Consider the following 24,788-nt stretch of genomic DNA (forward strand, 5'->3'; position numbering starts at 1 on the left):
GGAAAGGACGCAGCCGCCCTCCCCCTCCGTCGCCTTCGGCGCCACCTCCCCCTTGCGGGGGAGCATTATGTTGTCCCTACCCCTCGATCCTCCCGAAATCCGCCACGCGATGCACCGCATCCCGCATCCGCGCGAGCAACGCCAGCCGCGCGGTGCGCTTGTCGGGATCACTGTCGTTGACGGTCACATCGGTGAAGAACGCATCAATCGGCGCACGCAGCGTCGCGAGCGCCGCCATCGCGCCTGCAAACGCCTCCGCCTCGACCGCAGCCGCCGCCTTCGGCTCGGCAACGTCGAGCGCGGCGATCAGCGCAGCTTCGGCGGGTTCGGGCGTGTAGGACAGTGGAGCCGTCGCCCCGGCGAAGGCCGGGGCCGCCAGGGGCTCCTGCGTCGCGCCATTGCTGGCGGCCCCGGCCTGCGCCGGGGCGACGAAACCTTCCTTCTTCAGGATATTCGCCGCACGCTTGTACCCGGCGAGCAGGTTCGCCCCATCCTCGGTCGCCATGAACGCCTGCAGCGCATGGACGCGCGCGAGCAAGCGGACGAGGTCATCCTCCCCGCCCAGCGCGAACACTGCGTCGATCAGGTCGTGACGGACGCCGGCTTCGCGCTGCTGGACCTTGAGGCGGTCGGCGAGGAAGCTGAGCAACCCACTATACTGCACGTTTTGCTCGTCCGACAGTCGACCAGGTGAGAACGCTTTGAACAGCGAAAAGAATGGGAGACGAGCCGCGTTTTTGGAAAGCAAACCTAGCACAGCGATGCCCGCCCGTCGAAGCGCGAACGGATCCTTCGAGCCCGTCGGGAACTCTCCAATTTCGAAGAAGCTAACGATCGTATCCAGCTTATCCGCCAACGAGACCGCCACCGTGACCGGCGCGGTGGGCACTTGGTCGCCCTGCCCGACCGGCTTGTAATGGTCGCGGATCGCGGTGGCGACGGCCGGGTCTTCGCCCTGTGCGGCAGCGTAATAGCCGCCCATCAGGCCCTGCAGCTCGGGGAATTCGCCGACCATGCCGGTGACGAGGTCGGCCTTGGCCAGCCGCGCGGCGCGTTCGGCGAGGTCCGGGTCCGCCTTGACGATCCCTTCCTCGGCCAACCACCGCGCGAGTTTCGCGACGCGGTCGACCTTGTCGGCGACGGTGCCGAGCTTTTCATGGAAGACGATCTTTTCGAGCTTCGGATGCAGGTCATCCAGCTTCGTCTTGCGATCGGTTTCGTAGAAGAAGCGCGCATCGCTCAGCCGTGCGGCGAGCACCTTCTGGTTGCCCGCGACGATCCGCTCGCCACCATCTGCCGCGTCGATATTCGCGGTGCAGATGAAGGCGTTGGCGAGCTTGCCATCGGCATTTGTGCAGACAAAATATTTCTGGTTCACGCGCGCGGTGAGCTGGATCACCTCGGGCGGGACGTCGAGAAACGCTTCGTCGAAGCGGCCGAGCAGCGGCACCGGCCATTCGGTCAGGCCCGCATTCTCGATCAGCAGCCCTTCGTCCTCGACCAGGGTCAGGCCGGCCTTGTTCGCCGCCAGCTTTGCGCCGACCGCGATGGTCGCGCGGCGCTCATTCTGGTCGACGATGACGTATGCGTCGCGCAGCTGTTCGACATAGGTTGCGGCGCTGGTGATCGTGATCGCGTCGGGATGGTGGAAGCGGTGGCCGACGGTGACGGAACCGGACTGTACGCCCGCAACCTCACACGCCACCACGCTTTCGCCGAGCAGCGCGACGATGCCCTGCAGCGGGCGGACCCAGCGCAGACTCTCGGTGCTGAGCGACGCTTCGCCCCAGCGCATCGACTTGGGCCAGGGGAAGGCGCGCACGATTGCCGGGATCGCTTCTGCCAGCACGTCCGCCGTCGCGCGGCCCGGCTTGTCGATCACCGCGAACAAGGTCGCGCGGCCCTTGACGTCGCGCGTCTCCAGCGCGTCGCGGGTCAGCCCGGCCTTGCGCAGGAAGCCGTCGATGGCCGCATCGGGCGCGTCAGCGGGCGGGCCTTTCAGCTCCTCGCTCACCGCCGCGGTCTGCTCGGGCAGGTCGCGCGCGATCAGCGTCAGGCGGCGCGGCGTCGCATAGGTGACCAGCGCACCGGCTTTCAGGCCAGCCTTGTCCAGCTCGGCGGTGAACAGGCGGGCAAGATCCTCGCGCGCCTTGTCCTGCATCCGCGCGGGGATTTCTTCGGAGCGGAGTTCGAGGAGGAAGTCCGTCACAGCGACCACTCCGGATACTTGGCGCTCCAGTCGGGTTTCATATGTTCGATATACGCCTCGCAGCTGCCCTTCGCGAGATCGCGGACGCGGCCGATATAGGCCTGACGCTCGGCGACCGAGATGACGCCGCGCGCCTGGAGCAGGTTGAACAGATGGCTCGCCTCGATCGCCTGTTCATAGGCGGCGATGGGGACGTTGTTGGTCAGGCAATTCTCGCACTCGGCCATCGCCTTGCGGAAGCCTTCGAACAGCGTGTCGGTGTCGGCGACCTCGAAATTATACTTCGACATCTGGCGTTCGTTCTCGAGGAACACGTCGCCATAGGTGAACACTCCCCTCCCGCTTGCGGGAGGGGTCGGGGGAGGGCCTGTCACGGAAAGGGCGTCGCTTGTGGACAGGCCCTCCCCTAGCCCCTCCCGCGAGCGGGAGGGGGATTTTGGGGCATCGTTGAACGCCAGATCGTACACGCTGTCCTTGTTCTGGATGTACATTGCGAGGCGTTCGAGCCCGTAGGTCAGCTCGCCCGCGACCGGCTTGCAGTCGAAGCCGCCCATCTGCTGGAAATAGGTGAACTGCGTCACCTCCATCCCGTCGCACCACACTTCCCAGCCCAGGCCCCAGGCGCCGAGCGTCGGCGATTCCCAGTCATCCTCGACAAAGCGGATGTCGTGCTTGAGCGGATCGATGCCGATCGCGGTCAGGCTGCCCAGATACAGTTCCTGCAGGTCGGGCGGGCTGGGCTTCAGGATCACCTGATACTGGTAATAATGCTGCAGCCGGTTGGGGTTCTCGCCATAGCGGCCATCGGTCGGGCGGCGGCACGGCTGGACGAACGCGGCGTTCCACGGCTCCGGCCCGAGCGCGCGCAGCGTCGTCGCGGTGTGGAACGTGCCCGCACCCATGCGCATGTCATAGGGCTGAAGGATCAGGCAGCCGCGCTGGCTCCAATAATCATGGAGGCGCAGGATCATGCCCTGGAAGCTGAGCGGCGTGGTCATGGTGCCGGGCTTTGGCGAAAGGGCGAAGGGCGGTCAACTGCGGTTGACGCGGGCGGCGCGGACGGCTTTGGAGGGGCGATCATGTTAAAACGCCTGATCGCCCCCCTCGCCGCCCTGATGCTCTCCAGCTGTTCGCTGTTCGGCGAGGATGCCGACCCGGCCCTGTGGGTGGTCAAGGATGCGGACACGACCATCTACCTCTTCGGCACCGTCCACGTCCTCAAACCCCGGATGCACTGGTTCGACGAAGGCGTCCGCGAGGCATTCGACGCGAGCGACGAAGTGGTGCTGGAGATTGCGAAGCCCGACCCGCAGGCGATCGCCGCGCTGACCGCACAACTCGGCACGCGCGGCGGCCCGCCCTTCGCGCCGGAGGTCGATGCGGCGGCGCGTGACCTCGGCATGCCCGCCGGCGCGATCGACAAGCAGGAGCCGTGGCTGGCGGCGCTGACGCTGGCGCAGCTGGCGGTGAAGAAAGCGGGCTATGACAGCGGCAACGGGGTCGAGGCGACCTTGTCCGAGGCGGCTGAGGATGCGGGCAAGCCGATCAAGGCGCTGGAATCAGCGCGCGGGCAGCTGATGCTGTTCGACGGCCTGTCGGGCGCGGCACAGAGCGCGATGCTCGACGAGACGGTCAAGGCGCTCCCCGGCACCAAGGCACGGCTCGACAAATTCGTCGCCGCCTGGGCCAAGGGCGATGCCGAAAGCGTCGGGGCGGAAATGAATCGCGGCGCCCTGGCGTCGCCGGAGGTCGCCGAGGCGCTGATCGCGCGGCGCAATGCGCGCTTTGCCGACTGGGTCGCGGCGCGGATGGGACAGCCGGGGACAGTGTTCGTCGCGGTCGGCGCGGGGCATCTCGCCGGCAAGGGCAGCGTGCAGGCGCTGCTGGGCGAGCGGGGACTGAAGGTCGAGCGGGTGGTGTATTGATCGATCAGGGACGCAACGAGACGTAATCAACGCAGTAGCTCAGCGTCAAAGCTGCCTGACCGTAGCCAAGCGCCTGGACACTGATGACGCGGCCGGAGACTGTCCCGCACGTTCCCTTTTCGCGTTGGGTCATGACGAGTTGCCCGTCGACATGGATCCCCAGCCCGTTATTCGCGAAGCGATCACCCGTGTAACAGATCGTAACTGCCGCAAGTGCGCCAGGTCCCATTGAAACGATCGGCACAACGCGCAAATCCGCGCTCGTCGGGCGGCACCGGTCCTGCGCCATCGTCGGCACAGCGGCGCAAAGTCCGACAAGCAGCGCCGCCTTTTGCCAAAGCGTTCCGATTTTCATTCGCGCCTCCCCCGATTCGTGCTCACCGCAGGTCAACGTGAGGAGGGCCCCGCGTCAAGCAACAGTTGCACTTCCCCGCCCTCTTCCCTATAGGCGCGCGCTTCGGTCAGGGTCATCCCTGGAGGTCTGACCGATGAACGAAACACTTTAGCGCATTGGAACGACATATGAGCGACACGCTTACGCTGTCGGCCGAGACGCGCGACCGGGTTGGCAAGGGAGCCTCCCGGGCGCTGCGTCGTGAAGGCCGCGTCCCCGCCGTGATCTACGGCAACAATCAGGAACCGACCAGCATCCACCTGGATGAGCGCGCGCTGTACAAGGCGCTGCACACCGGCCACTTCATGAACTCGCTCGTGATGATCGAGGGTCTGGGCGGCAAGGTGATCCGTACGATTCCCAAGGACGTCGCTCTCGACGTGGTGACCGAACGTCCGGTCCATGTCGATTTCCTGCGCATCTCTGAACACGCCCAGATCACCGTCGCGGTGCCGGTCGTGTTCGCCGACGAAGAAGAGTCGCCCGGCCTGAAGAAGGGCGGCGTGCTCAACATCGTCCGTCACGAGCTGGAGCTGGTGTGCGACGCAGCCGAGATTCCCAGCGAAATCACGATCTCGCTCAAGGGCCTCGAGCTTGGCGATTCGCTGCACATCTCGGCCGTCACGCTGCCCAAGGGCGTGGCGAGCGCGATCGACGATCGCGACTTCACCATCGCAACCATCGCCACCCCGGCGGCGCTGAAGTCCGAAGGGGCTGAGGACGCGGAAGAGGCGGCAGAAGGCGAGTAAGCCTTTCGCGGCATCTGCCGATCGATTACGAGCGCCTCCGCACCCCATGTGCGGGGGCGCTCTTCGTTTGTGAAAAGGTAATGCGATGCAGCTCTGGGTTGGCCTCGGCAATCCCGGCCCCGATTATGCGATGAACCGGCACAATGTCGGCTTCATGGCGGCCGATGCCATCGCCCAAGTGCATGGCTTTTCCGCGCCCGCGAAGAAATTCCAGGGCTGGCTGCAGGAAGGGCGGATCGGCGGCGACAAGATCCTGCTGCTCAAGCCCGCGACCTATATGAACGAAAGCGGCCGGGCGATCCGCGCGGCGCTCGACTTCTACAAGCTGGAGCCGGAAGCGGTCACGGTGTTCCATGACGAGCTCGACCTTGCCCCGTTCCAGGTCAAGGTGAAGCGCGGCGGCGGCGCGGCGGGGCAGAATGGCATCCGCAGCGCCATCGCGCATATCGGCGCCGAGTTCCGCCGCGTCCGCATCGGCATCGGCCATCCGGGACACACGGACCGCGTCACCGGATATGTCCTCGGCAATTACGCCAAGGTGGAGATCGAGGATCTGAGCGACCTGCTCGGCGCGATTGCGGCGGAGGCCGAGTGGCTGGCCAAGGGCGACGATGCGCGGTTCATGAACGACATCGCGCTGCGATTGCAGCGCAGCTGAGCGGACACAAAAAAGGCCGGGTCGCCCCGGCCTTTTTCGTTCGATCGAGTCAGATCAGTTCTTCTTGGCAAGCACCACGCCCACCGCGCGGCTGTCGCCCGCAGCCACCGCACCGCTCAGCGCGAAGCTGATGCCGAGCTCGGCGGCCTGCGACCCGTACGCCACACCCTGGAAGGTGCCGCCAACCGTGCTGCCCGGGCCGAAGCTGCCGGTGAACTGCGTGCTGCCCACCGGAATCGCGCCGGTGCCGGTGAAGGTGCCATAAGCGACGTTGCCGCCCGCAGTGACGCGGCTGAGGTCCATCGTCACGGTCACGAGGCCGGTCGCATAGTTGACCGACACGGTCACCGTCCCGGTCAGCTTGTCGACCGAGCTGGCGCCTGCCGCGGGCGAGATCACCGCGCGACCCGCAACGGTCGTCGTGTAGGTCGCGGTGCCGGTGGTCGGCAGGTCGGTCGAAACCGTCGGATAGCCGAAGGTGCCATAGGTGACCCGCTTCGCACCGGCGGTGCTGTCACCGCGCCACCAGGCGGCGTAGCTCGACCGCGTGAACGTCGTCAGATACCCTGCCGGAGCGGTATCCGGGGTCGCAGGGTTGCGGATCGTGTTGTTGTAGAGCTCAAGCTGGGTGAAGGCCCCCGCCGTGGTCGGCGCAGTGCTCTCACGATAGACATATTCGGTGACCCCGGCCGCAGGCACGGTCAGCAGGTCGGCGCCGGTGAAGCGCGACTCTTCGGATGCTTCACGCACCACGGTTTCGGTGGTCGCAGCGGTCGTCGCCGTGCTCTGCAGCGCCAGGCGGACGCGGTTCGAGAAGCCGTCGGTACCCGCCGCGCCCAGCGTCACCGGACCGGCGGTGGCATCGCCGGTATAGCTCATCGCCGCGCTCACGGTGAAGAACTCGGCAGCTGCCGCGAGCGGCAGCGCCGCATAGGTCGGGGCGGCGGTCGGCGACGGCGACGGAGAAGCGGTCGACGTCGGCGTGGGGGTCGGCGTAGCGCCGTCATCGCCGCCACTGCAGCCGGCTACGACCAGAACAACTGCGGTGCTGGCAATCAGGATGGAACGGCGAATCATACTGCGACTCCTGTAACGTGGCCGTCTGGAAGGCGTTTCGCGCCTTTACCCGGGATGAACAGGCCGCGTTGCCACGACCACTCAATGTGCTGCGGTAGCGTGGCTGGCCGCGAAACGGAAGACCGCCGATACGGGATTCGCCGCATCGGCCGATAACCGCGTCAGTTGCCCAGCTGGCTGAGCAGGCCGCGCAGCTGCTGCACCTTGCCGAACCGCTCCGCCGGGTTCAGCTTCGCCATCGGTCCGACCCCGCCGAACTCCGCCCCGCTTTGCAGGCACGTCGTCACCTGTGCGTGCGCCTGAGCGCGGTCGCCCTTGGTGAAGTTGGTGTCGACCTGGTCCTTCACCGCCCAGTCGAGATAGGTATCGAGATTGGCCTTGGACAGTTCGGGCTTGGGCGGATCGGCGGGGATCACCTGATCGCCCAGCGTCTTTTCGATCATGCCGCGATAATAGGTCAGGAACGGCTCCGCGCCGCCCGCCATGCTCTTGGGCAACGGGCTGTCGAGCAGCCGCTGCTGCCACTTCACCGCCGCATAGCAACGCACATTGAGCGCCAGCTTGTCCTGCAGGTCACGCGCCTTGCGCTGTTCCTCGGCCTTCGCCTTGGCTTCGGCAGCTGCCTTTTCCTGGGCACCATTGTCGCCGCATCCGGCCAGCGCGATCATCGCCAGCGGTGCCAGGATTGCGAATGTCTTCATGGGGTTGATGTCCTACCCTGTTCGTCGATCGCGCGACTTTGACGCCGCGCCACGCCCTGTCAACCGTACTGGGTCGACCGCAGGCGCTTGCGCCGACCCCGCGTCCATGCTGTGCGGGCGGGATGACGATCAAGACGCTGTTCGCAACCCGCTTTTCGCAAACTGAGCTCGACGACGCCGCGTTGCTCGCCGAACTGGCCGATTCCTGCCGCGACCTTGCGGAACACGACCGTGCCGGACAGCGCTGGTCGAAGGACCATGGCTATCGCGGCTATACCAGCTACGCCTCGCTCAACGACCTGCCCGACCGCGACCCGCGCTTTGCCGACCTCGTCCGCCATCTCAACCGCCATGTCGCGCGCTTTGCCGATGCCTGCGCGCTGGACCTGTCGCGCAAGCTGAAGCTCGACAGCCTGTGGGTGAACGTCCTCAAGCCCGGCGGCACCCATTCGGGGCATATCCACCCGCATAGCGTCGTCTCGGGCACCATCTATGTCGAGGTGCCGCCGGGGGTAGGCGCGCTCAAGCTGGAGGATCCGCGCCTTCCGATGCTGATGGCCGCCCCGCCCCGCCGTCCCGACGCGCCGGAGGACCTTCAGACCTTCGTCTATGCCCAGCCCGCCCCCGGCAGCATCTTCCTGTGGGAAAGCTGGCTACGGCACGAAGTGACCCCGCATGCCGGCAAGAGCGAGCGGATCAGCGTCAGCTTCAACTATCGCTGAGCGCGTCGCGCGCTGCGTGCACGCGGAACCATTTCGCTCCTGAATCGATTGGGCTGCCTGTCCTTCTGGAGAATGACCATGCGTAAGAGCCTTTTCGCACTGTTGGCGCTGTCGCTCGCCGTGCCGAGCACCGCCCTGATGACCACGACGGCGTCGGCGCAGAGCTGGCAGGAGCGCGAGCGCGAACGGGACCGCGAGTATAACGAACGGCGCGACCGCCGTTACGGTGAGCGTCGCGATCGGCGCGCTGATTATCGCTGGCAGGGCGACCGCCGTGACCGCAACTGGGAACCCTCACGCGCCTATCGTCCGGGTCGCTACAGCGAGCGCCGCCTGAGCCGTCAGGACCGCATCTATCGCGGCCGTGACAATCGCTATTATTGCCGCCGCAGCGACGGCACCACCGGCCTGGTCGTCGGTGCGGCACTCGGCGGCATTCTGGGCGGCGCGATCGGCAATGGCGACGTGCTCGGCGTGATCCTGGGCGGCGCTGGCGGCGCGGTGCTGGGCCGGGAGATCGAGCGCGGCAACGTGCGCTGCCGTTGATCGCATGACAACATGAACAGGGCCCGCCGGTCGCGTTACCGGCGGGCCTTTTCATGGGCTGGTCTTTTCCCTGTCTCCGGCGTATCTGCGCGCCTTTCCCGGATCACAGGACCAAGAGACCCATGGGCTTTCGCTGCGGCATTGTCGGCCTTCCCAATGTCGGCAAATCGACGCTGTTCAACGCGCTGACGCAGACTGCGGCGGCACAGGCGGCCAACTATCCCTTCTGCACGATCGAGCCGAATGTCGGCAATGTCGCCGTGCCCGACGACCGGCTGGACGCGCTGGCAAAGATCGCCGGATCGGCCAAAATCATCGAAACCCAGCTCGGCTTTGTCGACATCGCCGGGCTCGTGCGCGGCGCGAGCAAGGGCGAAGGGCTCGGCAACCAGTTCCTCGGCAACATCCGTGAGGTGGACGCGATCGTCCACGTTCTGCGCTGTTTCGAGAATGACGACATCCAGCATGTCGACAACAAGGTCGATCCGATTGCCGACGCCGAGACGGTCGAGACCGAGCTGATGCTGTCGGACCTCGAAAGCCTCGAAAAGCGCGTGCCGAACCTTCAGAAAAAGGCGGCACAGGGCGACAAGGAAGCGAAGATCGCCGCGACCGTGCTGGGCAAGGCGCTCGACCTGCTGCGTGAGGGCAAGCCCGCCCGGCTGGTCGAACCCAATGACGTCGAAGAGGAACGCGTGCTCAAGCAGGCACAGCTGATCACCGCCAAGCCGGTGCTCTATGTCTGCAACGTCAACGAAGAACACGCCGCCGACGGCAATGACTATTCCGCGCGGGTATTCGAAAAGGCCAAGGCCGAGGGTGCGCAGGCCGTCGTCGTCTCCGCCGCGATTGAGGCCGAGATCGCGACCATGCCCGCCGAAGAGCGCGGCGAGTTCCTCGCCGAGCTGGGGCTGGAAGAAACCGGCCTGACCCGCGTGATCCGCGCCGGCTATTCGCTGCTGCACCTGCTGACCTTCTTCACCGTGGGGCCAAAGGAAGCGCGCGCTTGGACCACCCATGTCGGGGCGAAGGCTCCGCAGGCAGCGGGCGAAATCCACACCGATTTCGAACGCGGCTTCATCCGCGCCGAAACCATCGCGTTCGACGATTACGTCAAGTTCAACGGCGAAACCGGCGCGCGCGACAACGGCAAGCTGCGCTCGGAAGGCAAGGAATATGTCGTCCAGGACGGCGACGTGATGCTGTTCCGCTTCAACGTCTAAGAGTCGTTTTCGATCTGGCAGCTTCGCTGAAAACGACTCTAATCGATCGCGTCAGCCGAGATACCGCCTCCGCCGTTCGGCATTGGCCAGTGTCACGCTCAATGTCGCGATGACCAGCAGCCCCGCGACGATCGTCGCGGTGGCAATGTCGGGATCCGTCCGCCCGGCCTTTTCGTGGATCGCGAACAGCGCCCACAGGAAGGGTAGCGGATACCAGGGATTGCCGCCGGTGCCGATCAACGCCGCCGCGACGATGACGCCGCCGACGATCAGGATCGCCGCCGAGATCAGCGGCGCCGATGCGGGCAGCGCGATGCCGTGGAAGTTGAGCGCGGCGGCGATGTTGACGATCGTCGCGGCGGTCAGCCACCCCGCCAGCGCGCTGAGCGGCAACACGACCGCCAGCCGTTCGGCCAGGCTGAACGCCGGCGTGGCAGCGAAGATGCGCAGGATTGCCAGCAGGTTCACCAGCGTAAATACGATGATCAGCACCGACGGGAAGCTCAGGCTCCACAGCTGGGTATAGGTCACCCACAGCGCGTTCCCGAGCACCGCGAACGCAAAATGCCAGCCGATCCGGCGCACCAACTCGCTGTCGCGATGGCTCGGCAGCAGCTGATAGACGGCATAGACCAAGGTGCCGAAATAGAGCGGCCCCCAGATCGCGAACGCCCAACCCGCCGGGGTGATCAGCGTCTGCGTATCCGCCGACTGCTCGCCGACCGGGTTGCCGATGCCGATCGACGGCAGCAGCGGGGCGAGGATCTGGGCGAGCGCGAACACCAAAGCGGCGATGGCACGCACATGGCTGTTCCGGGCGGAAGCGGTCTGGGTCATGGTCGGACAACCTAACCGTCCTAAAACGGTTCCGCTAGTGAAACGCCCAGCGAAACGTCTTCGCAATCGCCAGCGTCGATCCGCGCACCAGCGGCAATGCGACCAGCGGTCGTTGAAGCCCGTGCATCGCGCGCGCCCAATCGGGCAGCAGGTCCACCGCTGCGGCAAAGATCGCCGTCTGCGCCGGTGCCATGGCCAGATTCGGCGCGGGATGGTTCAGCAGGAAGCGCGCGACCTCGCGGGTGCGGTCATCGGCCAGCAATTGCGGTCGCATCGCTGCAATCAGCTCCTCCGCCTCGAACCGGCTGCGCGGGACCGGGTCCGCGCCCAGCGCCTCGGCGACGCGCGCAGTCTCGGCAAAATAGATATCCTCCTCGGCGCGGCTGACCGGCACGCCGTAGCGCTGCCACGCCGCAAGGAAGCTCCACATCTCCGTCACATGCACCCAGGCCAGCAGTTGCGGGTCGTCGGCGCGATAGGGTGTGCCGTCCGGCAGCGTGCCGCCGATCCGCTCATGCACTTCACGCACCTTCGCGATCGATGCCTCGGCGATGGCGCGATCGGCATAGGTGGTTTCGGCGATGAAGCGCGCAGTGCGGCGCAGGCGACCGAGCATGTCCCTGCGGAAGGCGCTATGGTCCCACACGCCCGCCAGCACCGCCGGGTGGAGCATCTGCAGGAGCAGCGAGGCAACCCCGCCGACCATCATCGTGGTGACGTCGCCATGGACGCGCCAGGTGACGCTATCACGCGGAAACAGCGCCGTGTCGCTGCGCACGACCGGCGTCTCGCCCTTCTGTTGGTCGTTGAACGTGGTGCGAACCACGCCGATCAGGCGCTTGCGCAGTCCGAAGGTGAAGGGGGCGGAAGCCATGGGGCATCACGCTAGGGTGGATATGCCGCGCCGTGAAGGGCCGACCGAAATTGTCGCTTCCCGCAGCCCCGGCTCCGCCGCATGATGGATGGATGAACTTGCGCCCGTTCATCGGCTTGTGCCTGATCCTGACGCCGCTCGCCGTTCACGCCCAGGTTCGGCCCGACGATATCGGCATGGTTGCGGACCTGTTGCCGGACCCGGCCGACCCGGCACCCTTGCTCGAAACCGTGGTCGCGGCGCCTGCCGATGGGCGGACCCTGCCGTTCCTCGCATTCGCGCGGGCGCTCTATGCGGCTGGCTACTGGAACGCCGATGCCTTCGTTCCGCTGACCTGTGATGCGCGCTGCACCGCTGCCGGCATGGCAGATGTGCTCCAGTCCGATCGGCAGGCCATTTCGGGCGCGTCTGCGGCCTCGCCACAGGATGATGAGGCGATGGCGGAGTCATCCGAGCCGATCGCGCCGACGGCAACGCCGATCGCGCGCGCCCGCACGGCCGTCGCGCTGTTCAATGTTGGCGCCGGCCGCAGCAAATGGGGTGAGTTCACTGCTGTGGAACCGATGCAAACCGGTGCCTTTGCCACATTGCGGACGCGGCTGGCCGCAACCGATCCGCGGCTTGCGGCAATGAAGCTCGGCATTGCGCGTACCGCTTTCGGCCTCGGCCGCACCGCCGAAACAATCCTGCTTGCCGACGAGGTGCTGGCAACCGAAAGGCGTGCCGGTCGCGGGATCGGCCAGCTCAGCGCCAGTGCATTGACCCTGCGCGCACGTGCAGAACGCAAGCTGGGTCGGAGCGATGCCGCCAAGGCGAGCCTTACCGAAGCGATCCGCGTCGGGGCTGCAGATCGCGCGCGGCGGGGCTCGCTGCGATTGTCGGCTGCACAAATCGACGCGGCCGTCGCCGCGATCGGCGAAGCCGGGTTCGAGGCGGCGGGTGTGGAGGCCAGCGCGTTCATCCGGCTCAAGGAGGCGATCGCAAAGGGCGAGCGCGGGTTGCTGGATCAGGCGGAGGGAGAGCGCAAGGCGCTGCTCGCCCGGATCCTGCTGGATCGCGGTGAGAACCGGGCTGCAATCGTGCTCGCCCGCGAGGCGGTCGCACTGGCACCGGACAATCCGACCGCGGCGCTGGCGCTTGGTTTCGCCGAACTGCGTAGCGGCAGCGTCGATGTTGCCCGACTCGACGATATCGCCAACATTCTGGATCAGCAGGCCTGGGGTCCCGGCGCGGGGTCGGCCGACGTGATCGAGGCGCGGGCGCTGCTCGCGCGGCTCTATGGCAACGCGCAGATCGCGTCGGCATGGGTACAGGTGCGGCAGGGCGCGACTGGCGCGATCGAGCGTATTCTGGGCGATGAGAGCCGCAGCGATGTGGTGCAGGCGGCGGGTGCATTCAGAAACGTGTTCCGGCAAAAGGTCGGCACCGCCTGGTCCGCGGCACAAACACCGCCGCCGACCTGGCCGGACGATGCGCGCAGCTTTGCCATCTATTTCGACATCGATCGGTCCGACATCACCTCCAGCGCGATGCCCGCGCTGGAGCGGGCGGCGGCGACATGGCGCAGGGTCGGCGGCACGATCACCGTCAGCGGGCATGTCGACCAGATGGGCGGAACGCGGGACTATGCGATCGGGCTGTCCGGGCGACTGGCGGACTCGGCCAAACGCGCGCTCGAACATCTAGGCGTCCCACCGGGCGCAATCGTCACGATGGCGTTCGGCAAGGAACGCCCGCTGGTGCAACCGCGCGCCGACCGGCTGGCGGAACGGCGCAACCGGCGCGTCGATATCGTGATCGGTCCGGCGCGCTGATCCGCACGCTCTTCCTACCAGCCGATCGAACCGCTATGGGCGCGGGATGATCGCACGCCTGATCCTTGCCGTTGCGCTGTTGCTGGGCGCCCTGCCCGCCAGCGTGGCGATGCCGACGTGCCACGATGCGCCGATGGCCGCGAGCGATCATGCCGGGATGGCGATGCCGATGCCGATGGCGCAGCATGATATGCCGGAGCCTCCGCGGCCGGAAGGGTATGGCGATGCCATGTGCGTCGGCTGCATCGCGCCATCGACGCTGAAATTTGCTGCGGTCAACCCACCCCCTGCGCCGGTCGCGATCCATGGTGCTGCGGCCCCGGCGCGCGGTATCGTCGGCGCGCTGCTGACGCCCGAGCCACCCCCTCCGCGCGGGTGATCGATCGCGGGGCCTGACCCCCGCTTCCCGATCATTCACGGAGTTTATCACGATGACCTATCGAACGACGCTCGCCGCCCTGCTGGCGGCGACGGCGCTGCCCGTTACTGCAGCAGCGCAGGACCACGACCATGGCGAGCACGCGACGCCCGCGCCTGCGCCCGCGCAAACCGACCACGAGCATCATGGCGAACACGCCATGCCGGAGGACAAGGGGGCCAACCCCAACGCCCAGATCGCCTCGGGCACCGCCCTGCTCCCCGCCGCAGAGGGCGGTCAGCATGGCGGGCTGCACCTGACAACGGGCGACTGGATGCTGATGGCGCATGGCTATGCCTGGGGCGCGGTGACCAGCCAGGGCGGCCCGCGCGGCGACGACATGGCGTTTGTCCAGAGCGTGGGCATGGTCACCGCCAGCCGCCCGCTAAGCGATTCCACGCGGATCGAGCTGCGCGGCATGTTCAGCCTCGACCCGCTAATGGGCAAGCGCGGCTATCCGAACCTGTTCGCGGCGGGGGAGACCGCCAATGGCCGCGCGCTGGTCGACCGCCAGCATCCGCACGATCTGTTCATGGAGCTTGCCGCGCGGGTCGAGGTCGATGTCGCCCCCGGCGCGACCGCCTTCGTCTATGGCGGCCCGGTCGGTGAGCCGGCGCTCGGCCCGCCCGCCTTCATGCACCGCCGCTCCGCGCGCTATCAGACCATGTCGCCGATCGCGCATCACTGGTTCGATTCGACCCATATCACTTATGGCGTAGTCACGGCGGGCGTGCGCACGCGCCCGTTCCAGCTTGAAGCGTCGGTGTTCAAGGGCCGCGAGCCGGACGAGGAGCGCTGGGGCTTCGACCCCATCAAGCTCGACTCGTGGAGCCTGCGCGCGACCTTCACCCCCTCCCCCAATTGGGCGGTGCAGGTCAGCCACGGCCGCCTCGAAAGCCCTGAGGCGCTGCACGGCGGCAATGACGAGGGGCGGACCACCGCCAGCGTGCATTACGCGCGCGGTGGCCTGTCCGCGACGCTCGCCTGGTCGGCCAAGAACCGCATCCCCGGCGACACACTCAGCGCCTGGGTGGCGGAGGCGAACTGGGACATCGACGCGCGGCACAGCCTCTTCGGCCGCGCCGAACTGGTCCGCAACGACGAGCTGTTCCCGGAGCACAGCCATCCGCTGCACGACCAGCCGTTCCGCGTCGCGCGGTTCGAGGGGGGCTATGCGTATCGCATCCCGCTGGCCGACAAGGTAACGCTGGCGCTGGGCGGGTCGGTTGCGGCCTATGCCAAGCCCGCCGCGCTCGACCCCTATTATGGGAAAGGCCCGGTGAGCGGCACCGCATTCGCCAAGCTGACGCTCGGCGACTGACTCGATACCGTCATCCAAAGCCATTAGGGGCCGCCGTCATGGACTGGATCAGGACATTGGCGGCGGCCTCGATTGCCGGGCTGCTCTACGCCTGCACCACCCCGCCCGCGATCGCGCCCGCCCCGCCGGCGCCGCCGGTCGAGCAACGCGCGCCGGTGACGATCCTGATCGGAATCGACGGCTTTCACCCGGATTATCTCGACCGCGGCGTCACGCCAGTGCTGTCGCGGCTGGCGGCGCAGGGCGTGCGCGCGACGATGCGGCCGTCCTTCCCGACCAAGACCTTCCCGAATTTCTACACGCTGGTGACGGGCAAGCGCCCTGACCGCCACGGCATCGTCGGCAACCGGTTCGAGGATCCGGCGCGCGCCGGCGAGCGCTTCACGATGCAGTCGGAACAGCCTTATTGGTGGGACCAGGGCGAGCCGGTCTGGCACGCGGCCGAAAAGGCCGGGGTGCAGACCGCTGTCATGTTCTGGCCCGGCTCAGGCATCGAGATCGGCGGCATCCGCCCATATGACTGGCAGGCGTTCGGCATGGCGGTGAACGGCCGCCAGCGGGTCGATGCGATCATCGACTGGCTCCGCCGCCCCGCCGCGACCCGACCGAAGCTGCTTGGACTGTATTTCGACACGGTCGACACCGCCGGCCATCACTACGGCCCCGACGCGCCCGAAACCAACACAGCGATAGCGGAAATCGACGCGCTGATCGGGCGGCTGCTCGGCGGGCTTGCCAGCCTCGGCCAGCCGGCCGATCTCGTCTTCGTCGCCGATCACGGCATGGCGGCGGTGGAGGAAAGCCGCCGCATCCAGCTCGACACCATCGCCGCCGCCACCGACTTCCGCACACTCGAAGAAGGACCCTATGGCGCGATCGAGCCGCAGCCGGGCCGCGAAGCCGCCCTGGCCGCCGCGCTGCTGAAACCGCATGCCGCTATGGAATGCTGGCGCCGCGCGGACATCCCCGCCCGGCTCCATTATGGGCGCAACCCGCGCACCCCATCTTTCCTGTGCCTCGCCAAAACGGGCTGGACGATCACCACCCGCCCGGCGACCGAGCCGCTGCGTCCGGGCGGCGCGCATGGCTATGACCCTTCCGCGCCGGAGATGGCGGCATTGTTCCTTGCCCATGGTCCGGCCTTTGCGTCGGGCGTCACGCTGCCAGCGTTCGACAACATCCATGTTGCGCCGTTGCTGCGTCGGCTGGCCGGGGTCCCACCGGCGCAGGATGCCGATGGCGAACCCGCTGTGCTGGCGCCAGCGCTGAAGCGCTGATCCCCCTTGCCAAAAACCAGTTTCGGACCGAAACTGATCGCATGATCTATTTTGAAGACCTGACGGTCGGGGACAAGGCGAGCTTCGGCTCTTATCCGGTCACGCGCGACGAAGTGCTGGAGTTCGCGCGCAAATACGACCCCCAGCCCTTCCACATCTCCGACGAGGCGGCGGCACAGACGCATTTCGGGCGGCTCGCGGCGAGCGGCTGGCACACCGCCGCGATGACGATGGCGATGCTGGTCGAACAGATGAAGGTGCGTCCGACCGCCAGTCTCGGCGCGGCGGGGATCGACGAGTTGCGCTGGATCAAGCCGGTCTTCCCCGGCGACACGTTGCGCTGCGAAACCGAATTGCTCGAAAAGCGTGAATCGGAAAAGCGCCCGGAAATGGGCCGCACCCGCTCGCGCATGCTGGTATTCAACCAGCATGACGAGCCGGTGCTGAGCTTCATCGCCAACGCGATCGTCGCGCGGCGACCGATCGGCTAGCCTCAGCCGGGGCGGCGATCCCGGCGACGGTCGCGACGATCGTCGCGTCGGTCTTCACGGCGGTGATCGCGCCAGTTATCGCGCATCTGGCGACGGTCGCCACGCCACGCCTGGCGACGCTGCTCCCAATAAGCGCGCTGCGAGTCATTCCAGCGCGTCGGACGGCGATCGCGATCGTAAACGTAATATCCGGTGCCGGGATAATAATAGTCCCCACTCCAACCCCAATAGGGGTCGCCATAGGTTCCGTCATAGCTGCCGCCGCCGCCATAGCCGACCGACACGCCGGAGCGGCCATAGCCGTCGGTGCAGGCGGCAACGCCAAGCGCTGCCGCGCCGACCAGACCGAATTTCAGGATCGTGGAATTGAACATGTGACCTCTCCCGGGCGTCGCCTGGACGCCCTGTTCGTTTGAGAACAAGGGAGCGAGGCTGGAAGTTCCGTCAGTGACCGGGAAAGCCCACCAGCGCAGTCACGGCGATACCCTCGGCACGCAGCGCATCGGCGCCGCCCAGATCGGGCAGGTCGATGACGAACGCCGCCTGCGTCACCACCGCGCCCACCTTGCGCAGCAGCCGCACCGCCGCGCGCGCGGTCCCGCCGGTCGCGATCAGGTCGTCGATGAGCAACACGCGCGCGCCGGGCGCAACCGCATCGGCATGGATGGCGATGCGGTCGGTGCCATATTCCAGCGCATAATCCTCCGCCACGGTCGCGCCGGGCAGCTTGCCGTCCTTGCGCACCAACAGCGTCCCCGCCCCCAGCGCCAGCGCGACCGGTGCGGCAAAAATGAAGCCGCGCGCCTCGATTCCTGCAACCAGATCGACCGGGCCATCAACGGCATCGACGATCCGCTCCACCGCGCGCGCAAAGCCGGCGGCGTCGAGCAATAGCGTGGTGATGTCGCGGAACATGATGCCCGGTTTGGGGAAATCGGGAATGGTGCGGATCAGCGCGGCAAGATCGTCGTTGGTGGGGGTCACGGCATCGCTCCCAAGAAAACGGCCCGGGAATCGCTTCCCGGGCCGTCGGAGAAAAGGTTCAGGCGGACCTTAGTCCTTCACGTTCCGCCAGATCTGCTTCTTCGCGCCATAGGCCAGGAAGCAGAAGATCACGAGGAAGATCAGCGTCGCGAGGCCGGCGGTCTTGCGCGCTTCCATCTTCGGCTCCGCAGTCCAGGTCAGGAACGCGGCGACGTCGGCCGCATAGTTCTTGGCCGTTGCGGCGGTGCCGTCGGAATAGGTCACCTGACCATCCTTCAGCGGCGCGGCCATCGCGATGTTGAGCGTGTGGAAATAGGGGTTGTAGTGCAGCCCCTCCGGCGTCTTGGCTTCCGGATACTTCTTCAGCAACTCGGCGGGCTGGGCCTGATAGCCGGTCAACAGCGAGTAGATATAGTTGCTGCCGTCGGGACGCGCCTTGGCCATCAGCGACAGATCGGGCGGAATCGCGTTATTGTTCGCGGCGCGCGCGGCGATCTCGTTCGCATAGGGCGAAGGGAAGCGATCGGCGGGGATGCCGTCGCGGGTCGCCGGCTCACCCGTTTCGGGGTTGAGCGACGGGACCTGGAAGCCCTTGGCGATGGTCTTGATCTGACCTTCGCTATAGCCGAGCGCGGCGAGGTCGCGGAACGACACCAGACGCAGCGAGTGACAGGCGGCGCAAACCTCCTTGTACACCTGCATGCCGCGCTGGAGCTGGCGCTTGTCATAGGTGCCCAGCGGGCCGGTGAAGGTGAAGCCACCTTCCGGCTCATGCGCGTGCTTGTGGAATTCCGCCTCGACCGTCTTGGGCGTGGTCAGCCCGTTCGAGAAGGTGTCGATGATCCCAAGGAACAGGGCGAAGACGAACCCCAGCCCGACCAAAAATCCGCCGATGCGAACCATTTTCTATGCCCCTCTTATTCGGCAGCTGCGGTCTGGAGCGGCGAGGTGCCACCCTTGCCGGCGAGCACGGCCTCGGTGATCGAGTTCGGCAACGGGCGCGGACGCTCCATCGCCGAGACGATCGGCAGGATCACCAGGAAATGCAGGAAGTAATAGGCCGTCGCGAACTGACCGATCAGGATCACGCCCGGGGTCGGGGCCGCGCCGCCGACATAGCCCAGCACCAGCACGTCGACCAGCAGCACCAGCAGGAACCACTTGTAGGTCGGGCGATAATTGGCCGAGCGCACCGGCGACGAGTCGAGCCAGGGCAGGAAGAACAGCAGCAGGATCGAGCCGAACATCGCCAGCACGCCCCACAGCTTCGCCGACATGATGAAGTCGACCGTGAACGACTTCAAAATGGCGTAGAAGGGCAGGAAATACCATTCGGGCACGATGTGCGCCGGGGTCGAAAGCGGGTTGGCCGGGATATAATTGTCCGGATGGCCCAGCAGGTTCGGGGCGAAGAAGATCAGCGAGCAATAAACCAGCAGCGCCACGCCCACGCCTACGCCATCCTTGGCGGTGTAATAGGGGTGGAACGGGACCGTATCCTGCTCGCTCTTCACCTCGACGCCGGTCGGGTTGTTCGACCCGGGAATGTGCAGCGCCCAGATGTGGAGGATGACCACACCGGCGATCACGAACGGCAGGAGGTAGTGAAGCGAGAAGAAGCGGTTGAGCGCGGCATTGTCCGGCGCAAAGCCGCCGAGCAGCCACACGCGGATCGGCTCGCCAATGCCCGGGATCGCCGAGAAGAAGCCGGTGATCACCTGCGCGCCCCAGAAGCTCATCTGACCCCAGGGAAGGACATAGCCCATGAAGGCGGTCGCCATCATCAGCAGGAAGATTACCACGCCGAGCAGCCACACCATCTCACGCGGCGCCTTGTACGACCCGTACCACAGGCCTCGGGCGATATGGATGTACACCACCAGCAGGAACAGCGACGCGCCATTGGCGTGGGCGTAGCGGATGAACCAGCCGGCGTTCACGTCGCGCATGATATGCTCGACGCTGTCGAACGCGATGCCGGCATTGGCGGCATAGTGCATCGCCAGCACGACGCCGGTGACGATCTGGATCGCGAGGAACATGCCGGCGAGCACGCCGAAGTTCCAGAAATAGTTTAGGTTGCGCGGGACCGGATAGCCGGCACCGACGGCGTTGTACACGAAGCGCGGAAGCGGCAGCCGATCGTCCACCCACTTGGTCAGCGGGTTCTTCGGCTCATACTGCTTTGCCCAGGGAAAGCTCATTTCAGGTGCCCCCTCAGCCGACCCGGATCACGGTGTCGGAAATGAATGCATATTCCGGAACGACGAGGTTCGTCGGTGCCGGGCCGGTGCGGATGCGACCGGCAGTGTCGTAGGCCGAGCCGTGGCACGGGCAGAAATAGCCGCCGAACGGGCCCTTGTTCTCGCCCTCGCCCGCGCCCAGCGGCACGCAGCCGAGATGGGTGCAGACGCCCAGAGTGACGAGCCAGTTGGCCTTGCCCTCCTTGGTGCGCTCTGCCAGCGTCTGCGGATCGCGAAGCTCGCTGACCGGCGTCGCGTTCGCCTCTTCGATCTCTTTCGCCGTCAGGTTGCGCACGAACAAGGGCTGCTTGCGGAAGGTCGACTTGACCGACTGGCCCGGCTGGATCGCCGAGATGTCGAGTTCGGTGGTCGACAGCGCGAGCACGTCGGCCGACGGGCTCATCTGGGCCACGAGCGGAATCGCGACTACGCCCGCACCGACGCCCGCAAAGGCGACCGCGCCGATCGCGAGATAATCGCGGCGGCGGGGATCCTCGGGACCTCCGTTGGAAGGCTCAATCGGCCCACCCGGAGGCGTGCCGCCGTTCTCACTTGCCATGCATCAGCCCTTGCACTTCAAATTCCGGCGTTTTCACGCCCCTGTCCCGGATAGCGGAGCGCGCGAACGCCTCGCCAAACCCCCGGATTGCCCCCGGTGGCTGGCGGGCCTGATAGACGGCACGGGGCGGCTTTGCCAACCGCCTTTTTGACCGGCCGATGACATGTGAATGTTTCGGCACCGGCCCGCTCCCCCACCCGGCCACCCATATGATACTGCCGCTGGGTGGCCGGGTGGGGGAGCGGGCCGGTGCCGGACTTCAACAACAGCGCCTTGTGGGCGGCGCGCTCCCTGCACTATCGGAGCATGATGCGTGTTGCCCTGTTTCAGCCCTGTATTGCCGGAAATGTCGGCGCGGTTCTGCGCATCGGTGCGTGTTTCGATACACAGATCGACCTGATCGAGCCGATGGGATTCGCGTGGGACGACAAACGCGTCGCGCGGGCCGGCATGGATTATATCGAGCATGTCAGGGTGACGCGGCACCGCGACTGGGATGCGTTCCTGGCGACCGCAACCAGCCGGATCGTGCTGTTCACCACCAAGGGCGCGGGGCGGTTCGACGCGGCCGCATATCAGCCCGACGACATCTTGCTGTTCGGATCGGAGGATGCGGGCGTCCCCGACCATGTCCATGATCGCGCCGACCTGCGCGTGAAAATCCCGATGAAACCGGCGATGCGGTCCTTGAACCTCTCCGTCTCGGCGGGCATCGCGCTGTCCGAAGCGCTCCGGCAAACCAAAGGCTATCCGCAATGAACGAACTCGACCCCCAGCAGCAGCGCGCACGTGCGTGGTTCGAGGAATTGCGCGACGCGATCTGCGCCGAGTTCGAGGCGATCGAGCGCGAGGCGGGATCGGACGCGGCGTTCGACTATATCGCCTGGGACCGAACGGATCCGTCGGGCGAGCCGGGCGGTGGCGGCGTGCGCGGGGTGATGAAGGGCAAGGTCTTCGAAAAGGTCGGCGTCAACGTCTCGACCGTCGGCGGCACGTTCGAGGGCGATTTCGCCAAGTCGATCCATGGCGCGGGCGACGATCCCCGATTCTTCGCCACCGGCATCAGCCTGGTCGCGCATATGGCCAACCCGCACGTGCCCGCCGTGCACATGAACACGCGCTTCCTGGTAACGAGGAAACGCTGGTTCGGCGGCGGTGCGGACCTGAACCCGCCCATTCCCTATGATGAGGACACATTGGACTTTCATGCACGTTTGCAGGCGGCATGTGATGTCCACGACCCGGCACATTATCCCCGGTTCAAGTCATGGGCCGACGACTATTTCTACATCCCCCACCGCAATGTCCATCGCGGCGTCGGCGGCATCTTCTACGATCACCTGGAAAGTGAGGACAATTCGACATGGGAGGCGAATTTCGCCTTTACCCAGGATGTCGGCCGCGCCTTCCTCGACATTTTCCCCGCACTCGTCCGCCGGCGCATGGCCACCCCCTTCACCGACGCCGACAAGGCCCGGCAGCTGGAATGGCGCGGGCGCTATGCCGAGTTCAACCTCGTCTATGACCGGGGGACGTTGTTCGGCCTCAAGACCGGCGGCAATATCGACGCGATCCTGATGAGCCTCCCCCCGCTCGCCACCTGGAGCTGAGATGGGCCTGCTTCCCGTAAAGCCCGGCGATGTGGCAACCATCGTCACCAGCCTGGAAATGCGCGAGCGGCCCCGGCCCAGGCCGATGCCCGAATCGCATCTGCAGCTGGTGCGCTGGGAGGCACCTAGTCCGGACAAGTATCGGAAATTGTTCGCACGGGTCGGGTCGCCGTGGCTGTGGTTCTCTCGCCTGATCATGGACGATGTGCGGCTGAGCGCGATCATCCATGACCCGCGAATCGAGATTTTTGCGGTGGTCGACCGGCAGGGAATCGAGGTCGGGATGCTCGAACTCGACTTCCGTGAAGCGGCGACCTGTGAGCTGTCGTTCGTCGGACTGGTGCCCGAACTGACGGGCGCAGGGCATGGCCGCTGGCTGATGGCGCATGCGCTGATGCGCGCGTGGCGGCCCGATGTAACGCGGGTGTGGGTCCACACCTGCACGCTCGATCACCCCAAGGCGCTGGGCTATTACCGCGCGTCGGGCTTTGTGCCCTTCACCCGCGCGATCGAAACCTTCGCCGATCCGCGCATCACGGGGCACCTCCCCCGCGACGCTGCACCTCACATCCCGTTGATCGACCCGCCCAGCCGGCGATAGAGCGCGATCCGCACCAGCGTGAAGAACACCCAGCTGAGGGTCACGAGCAGCGCAATCGGCAAGAAAACCAACGACGCTGCAGCCTGCGATCCCGCGACCAGCGGGGCCGCGATGGCGAAGATGACGAAGGCGATCGACAACGCGCTCGCACCGATGAACAGCGCAAGGCCGAGGGCAAAAAAGCCGATCTTCCAGCCATTTTTATCGCTCAGCTCGAACCCGCGCACCATCGCCTGCCACGCCCCGCGCGTTGGCTCCGCCGCATAAGCGACGCCCATCATCCAGGTCCGGCCAAACACATAAATGGCCGGCACAACCAGCAAATAGGTGCCAAGCTGAACCAGCGTGTTCACCACGATGCCGATCAGAAAGAAGGGGATCAGCCGCTGCACGCTGGAGAGGAGCACTGCGCCGACCGTCTCACCCCGCCGCAGATACAGGCTGAGCAGTGCCAGACCGCCGAACTCGGTAATCGCGATGAAGAGCGCCATCCAGCCCAGGTTTGACAGCAAAAAGCCGTTGATCACCTCACGCGTCTGCGCGCGATCACCGCTCTCGGGCAGCTGGATGCCGCTGGTCACGGCAAGCAGGCACAGGCCGAGCAGCGGCACGAACAGAAACGCGCCCGCGATCGGCCACATCAGCGCGCGATCCGTCCGCCATAACTTCACGGCATCCGCCAGAACGCCGCGGAAGGAGAATTTCATGCCGTCGCAGCCGCCTCATGCCGCGCGAGCAGCGCGATGTAGAGCTTGGCAAGAAATGCCGTACCGAGCACGGTGAAGCCCGTCGAAACCGCCCCGCCGACGATCGTCGTCAGGACCGAAGCGAGCGAAATCCCTTCCTCCCCCCGACCAGCGACCAAATACATGACCGCGCCAAACGCGGTGGTCGCGGCGAGGTTGGCAACGATCGAGACAATCACATAAAGGATCAGCACGCCGACGATCTTGAGCGCAATGCCGCGCGTCAAGCGCCACGAGCGCGCGATCGCGCCGATCGCCAGCCGATCGCCGACGACCGCCGGGATCACCACGGCGAGCCGCGCCATGACCCAGCATCCAAGGACCAGCAGCACCATGAAATAGAGGAACACCCACGGAGCGACGCTGGGCGGAATGTCGGGCATCGCACTACCCTGTAGCGTCGTCAGATCGACCCCGCCGACCGCCAATATGACGCCGACCGGGATCATCAGCACAATCCCGACGACAACCATGACGATCATCAGCAGCAGCGCGGCGGGAAAGCGGCGGGTGGCAAGCTGGCTCGCCTGACGCCCCTGCGCCGGATCGATCGCCAGCGCGGTCACCGCCAGCTGTCCCCAAAAGCTGACCAATGCGAGCACGAACACACCAAGGCCGAGTAACATGGCTGTTCCCGGGGTGACGCTGGGTTGAAGCCCGCTCAGATTGGATGAAATCGTGGTCGGTACGAAAATCGCCAACAAGGCAATCGGCAGCAACGTGCCAAGATTGTCGCTCAGAAACTCTGCGGTTCGATCCCAGACGCTACCCATACTGACCATGTGCACGGCTCCCCTTCCGCCCCGCGT

Annotated in this window: 28 protein-coding genes; 14 read left to right on the top strand and 14 right to left on the bottom strand. The window is 66.2% G+C overall.

Going from position 1 to position 24,788, the window contains the following annotated elements; translation table 11 throughout:
- Positions 1-76: 76 nt before the first annotated feature.
- Positions 77-2,209: a glycine--tRNA ligase subunit beta gene (gene glyS / locus ACRYLO_RS09865; RefSeq protein ID WP_482659987.1), complete on the bottom strand. Its 2,133-nt coding sequence runs from the start codon at positions 2,207-2,209 to the stop codon at positions 77-79.
- Positions 2,206-3,207 carry a glycine--tRNA ligase subunit alpha gene (locus tag ACRYLO_RS09870; RefSeq protein WP_482659988.1) on the bottom strand — a complete coding sequence of 334 codons (1,002 nt, stop codon included), beginning with the start codon at positions 3,205-3,207 and terminating at the stop codon, positions 2,206-2,208. Before ACRYLO_RS09870 ends, glyS begins: the two co-directional genes overlap by 4 nt.
- Before the next feature lie 81 nt (positions 3,208-3,288).
- Here ACRYLO_RS09870 and ACRYLO_RS09875 point away from each other — a divergent pair, with 81 nt between their 5' ends.
- Entirely contained in the window at positions 3,289-4,134 is an 846-nt protein-coding gene (locus ACRYLO_RS09875; RefSeq protein ID WP_482659989.1) for a TraB/GumN family protein, read from the top strand.
- A gap of 4 nt (positions 4,135-4,138) precedes the next feature.
- Here the strand turns inward: ACRYLO_RS09875 and ACRYLO_RS09880 are convergent, their stop codons facing one another.
- Positions 4,139-4,489, bottom strand: a complete 351-nt coding sequence (locus ACRYLO_RS09880) for a hypothetical protein (protein WP_482659990.1) — start codon at positions 4,487-4,489, stop codon at positions 4,139-4,141.
- Between the two features lie 167 nt (positions 4,490-4,656).
- Between ACRYLO_RS09880 and ACRYLO_RS09885 the strand changes: the two genes are divergently transcribed.
- The gene (locus ACRYLO_RS09885) at positions 4,657-5,277 is read left to right on the top strand and encodes a 50S ribosomal protein L25/general stress protein Ctc (RefSeq protein ID WP_482659991.1); all 621 of its coding nucleotides are present in this window, start codon (positions 4,657-4,659) and stop codon (positions 5,275-5,277) included.
- 85 nt (positions 5,278-5,362) lie between these two features.
- A complete protein-coding gene (gene pth, locus ACRYLO_RS09890; RefSeq protein ID WP_482659992.1) occupies positions 5,363-5,935 on the top strand; it encodes an aminoacyl-tRNA hydrolase in 573 nt (190 codons plus the stop codon).
- Between the two features lie 54 nt (positions 5,936-5,989).
- Here the strand turns inward: pth and ACRYLO_RS09895 are convergent, their stop codons facing one another.
- Both ACRYLO_RS09895 and ACRYLO_RS09900 read right to left on the bottom strand, forming a co-directional pair.
- Positions 5,990-7,012: a transferrin-binding protein-like solute binding protein gene (locus ACRYLO_RS09895; RefSeq protein WP_482659993.1), complete on the bottom strand. Its 1,023-nt coding sequence runs from the start codon at positions 7,010-7,012 to the stop codon at positions 5,990-5,992.
- Between the two features lie 161 nt (positions 7,013-7,173).
- Positions 7,174-7,713, bottom strand: coding sequence for a hypothetical protein (locus ACRYLO_RS09900; RefSeq protein WP_482659994.1), 540 nt, complete (start codon positions 7,711-7,713; stop codon positions 7,174-7,176).
- Between the two features lie 122 nt (positions 7,714-7,835).
- On the opposite strand from ACRYLO_RS09900, the gene ACRYLO_RS09905 reads away from it, so the two are divergent.
- The 3 genes from ACRYLO_RS09905 to ychF all read left to right on the top strand — a co-directional run bounded on the left by ACRYLO_RS09905 (position 7,836) and on the right by ychF (position 10,204).
- Positions 7,836-8,435 carry a TIGR02466 family protein gene (locus tag ACRYLO_RS09905; protein WP_482659995.1) on the top strand — a complete coding sequence of 200 codons (600 nt, stop codon included), beginning with the start codon at positions 7,836-7,838 and terminating at the stop codon, positions 8,433-8,435.
- A gap of 78 nt (positions 8,436-8,513) precedes the next feature.
- Entirely contained in the window at positions 8,514-8,981 is a 468-nt protein-coding gene (locus tag ACRYLO_RS09910; RefSeq protein ID WP_294017996.1) for a glycine zipper 2TM domain-containing protein, read from the top strand.
- Between the two features lie 122 nt (positions 8,982-9,103).
- Positions 9,104-10,204: a redox-regulated ATPase YchF gene (gene ychF, locus ACRYLO_RS09915; protein WP_482659996.1), complete on the top strand. Its 1,101-nt coding sequence runs from the start codon at positions 9,104-9,106 to the stop codon at positions 10,202-10,204.
- 51 nt (positions 10,205-10,255) lie between these two features.
- On the opposite strand, the gene ACRYLO_RS09920 is transcribed toward ychF, so the two are convergent.
- Together ACRYLO_RS09920 and ACRYLO_RS09925 are read right to left on the bottom strand one after the other, a co-directional pair.
- The gene (locus ACRYLO_RS09920) at positions 10,256-11,041 is read right to left on the bottom strand and encodes a hypothetical protein (RefSeq protein ID WP_482659997.1); all 786 of its coding nucleotides are present in this window, start codon (positions 11,039-11,041) and stop codon (positions 10,256-10,258) included.
- Between the two features lie 34 nt (positions 11,042-11,075).
- Entirely contained in the window at positions 11,076-11,915 is an 840-nt protein-coding gene (locus tag ACRYLO_RS09925; RefSeq protein ID WP_482659998.1) for an oxygenase MpaB family protein, read from the bottom strand.
- Positions 11,916-12,007: 92 nt separating this feature from the next.
- Here ACRYLO_RS09925 and ACRYLO_RS09930 point away from each other — a divergent pair, with 92 nt between their 5' ends.
- From ACRYLO_RS09930 to ACRYLO_RS09950, 5 genes are read left to right on the top strand one after another with little or no spacing between them, the layout of a single operon-like run.
- Positions 12,008-13,729, top strand: a complete 1,722-nt coding sequence (locus ACRYLO_RS09930; RefSeq protein ID WP_482659999.1) for an OmpA family protein — start codon at positions 12,008-12,010, stop codon at positions 13,727-13,729.
- A 46-nt stretch (positions 13,730-13,775) separates the two neighbouring features.
- Complete coding sequence (locus tag ACRYLO_RS09935; protein ID WP_482660000.1) at positions 13,776-14,108, top strand: hypothetical protein; 333 nt, start codon at positions 13,776-13,778, stop codon at positions 14,106-14,108.
- A gap of 52 nt (positions 14,109-14,160) precedes the next feature.
- A complete protein-coding gene (locus tag ACRYLO_RS09940; protein WP_482660001.1) occupies positions 14,161-15,468 on the top strand; it encodes a hypothetical protein in 1,308 nt (435 codons plus the stop codon).
- Between the two features lie 38 nt (positions 15,469-15,506).
- A complete protein-coding gene (locus ACRYLO_RS09945; protein ID WP_482660002.1) occupies positions 15,507-16,745 on the top strand; it encodes an alkaline phosphatase family protein in 1,239 nt (412 codons plus the stop codon).
- 41 nt (positions 16,746-16,786) lie between these two features.
- A complete protein-coding gene (locus tag ACRYLO_RS09950) occupies positions 16,787-17,236 on the top strand; it encodes a MaoC family dehydratase (RefSeq protein ID WP_482660003.1) in 450 nt (149 codons plus the stop codon).
- A 2-nt stretch (positions 17,237-17,238) separates the two neighbouring features.
- Here ACRYLO_RS09950 and ACRYLO_RS09955 read toward each other — a convergent pair whose 3' ends face one another.
- The 5 genes from ACRYLO_RS09955 to petA form a co-directional block, all read right to left on the bottom strand.
- Positions 17,239-17,610: a hypothetical protein gene (locus ACRYLO_RS09955; RefSeq protein WP_482660004.1), complete on the bottom strand. Its 372-nt coding sequence runs from the start codon at positions 17,608-17,610 to the stop codon at positions 17,239-17,241.
- A gap of 70 nt (positions 17,611-17,680) precedes the next feature.
- Entirely contained in the window at positions 17,681-18,220 is a 540-nt protein-coding gene (locus ACRYLO_RS09960) for an adenine phosphoribosyltransferase (protein ID WP_482660005.1), read from the bottom strand.
- Positions 18,221-18,289: 69 nt separating this feature from the next.
- Complete coding sequence (locus tag ACRYLO_RS09965) at positions 18,290-19,123, bottom strand: cytochrome c1 (RefSeq protein ID WP_482660006.1); 834 nt, start codon at positions 19,121-19,123, stop codon at positions 18,290-18,292.
- A 14-nt stretch (positions 19,124-19,137) separates the two neighbouring features.
- Positions 19,138-20,424: a cytochrome b gene (locus ACRYLO_RS09970; protein ID WP_482660007.1), complete on the bottom strand. Its 1,287-nt coding sequence runs from the start codon at positions 20,422-20,424 to the stop codon at positions 19,138-19,140.
- Positions 20,425-20,437: 13 nt separating this feature from the next.
- Positions 20,438-21,022 carry a ubiquinol-cytochrome c reductase iron-sulfur subunit gene (gene petA / locus ACRYLO_RS09975; protein ID WP_294017981.1) on the bottom strand — a complete coding sequence of 195 codons (585 nt, stop codon included), beginning with the start codon at positions 21,020-21,022 and terminating at the stop codon, positions 20,438-20,440.
- 309 nt (positions 21,023-21,331) lie between these two features.
- Between petA and ACRYLO_RS09980 the strand changes: the two genes are divergently transcribed.
- Genes ACRYLO_RS09980 through ACRYLO_RS09990 form a run of 3 tightly spaced genes read left to right on the top strand, consistent with a single transcriptional unit; the run spans position 21,332 to position 23,233 of the window.
- Positions 21,332-21,781, top strand: coding sequence for a tRNA (cytidine(34)-2'-O)-methyltransferase (locus ACRYLO_RS09980; protein ID WP_482660008.1), 450 nt, complete (start codon positions 21,332-21,334; stop codon positions 21,779-21,781).
- A complete protein-coding gene (gene hemF / locus ACRYLO_RS09985) occupies positions 21,778-22,632 on the top strand; it encodes an oxygen-dependent coproporphyrinogen oxidase (protein ID WP_482660009.1) in 855 nt (284 codons plus the stop codon). The genes ACRYLO_RS09980 and hemF overlap by 4 nt, the downstream gene beginning before the upstream one ends.
- A 1-nt stretch (position 22,633) precedes the next feature.
- On the top strand, positions 22,634-23,233 hold the full coding sequence (locus ACRYLO_RS09990) for a GNAT family N-acetyltransferase (RefSeq protein WP_482660010.1): 600 nt from the start codon (positions 22,634-22,636) through the stop codon (positions 23,231-23,233).
- On the opposite strand, the gene ACRYLO_RS09995 is transcribed toward ACRYLO_RS09990, so the two are convergent.
- Positions 23,197-23,940, bottom strand: a complete 744-nt coding sequence (locus ACRYLO_RS09995; protein ID WP_482660011.1) for a hypothetical protein — start codon at positions 23,938-23,940, stop codon at positions 23,197-23,199. The two genes, ACRYLO_RS09990 and ACRYLO_RS09995, sit on opposite strands and share 37 nt — an antisense overlap.
- Complete coding sequence (locus ACRYLO_RS10000; protein ID WP_482660012.1) at positions 23,937-24,761, bottom strand: hypothetical protein; 825 nt, start codon at positions 24,759-24,761, stop codon at positions 23,937-23,939. The genes ACRYLO_RS09995 and ACRYLO_RS10000 overlap by 4 nt, the downstream gene beginning before the upstream one ends.
- Between the last annotated feature and the right edge of the window lie 27 nt (positions 24,762-24,788).

This window comes from Sphingomonas sp. SDUR79, from assembly GCF_056821745.1.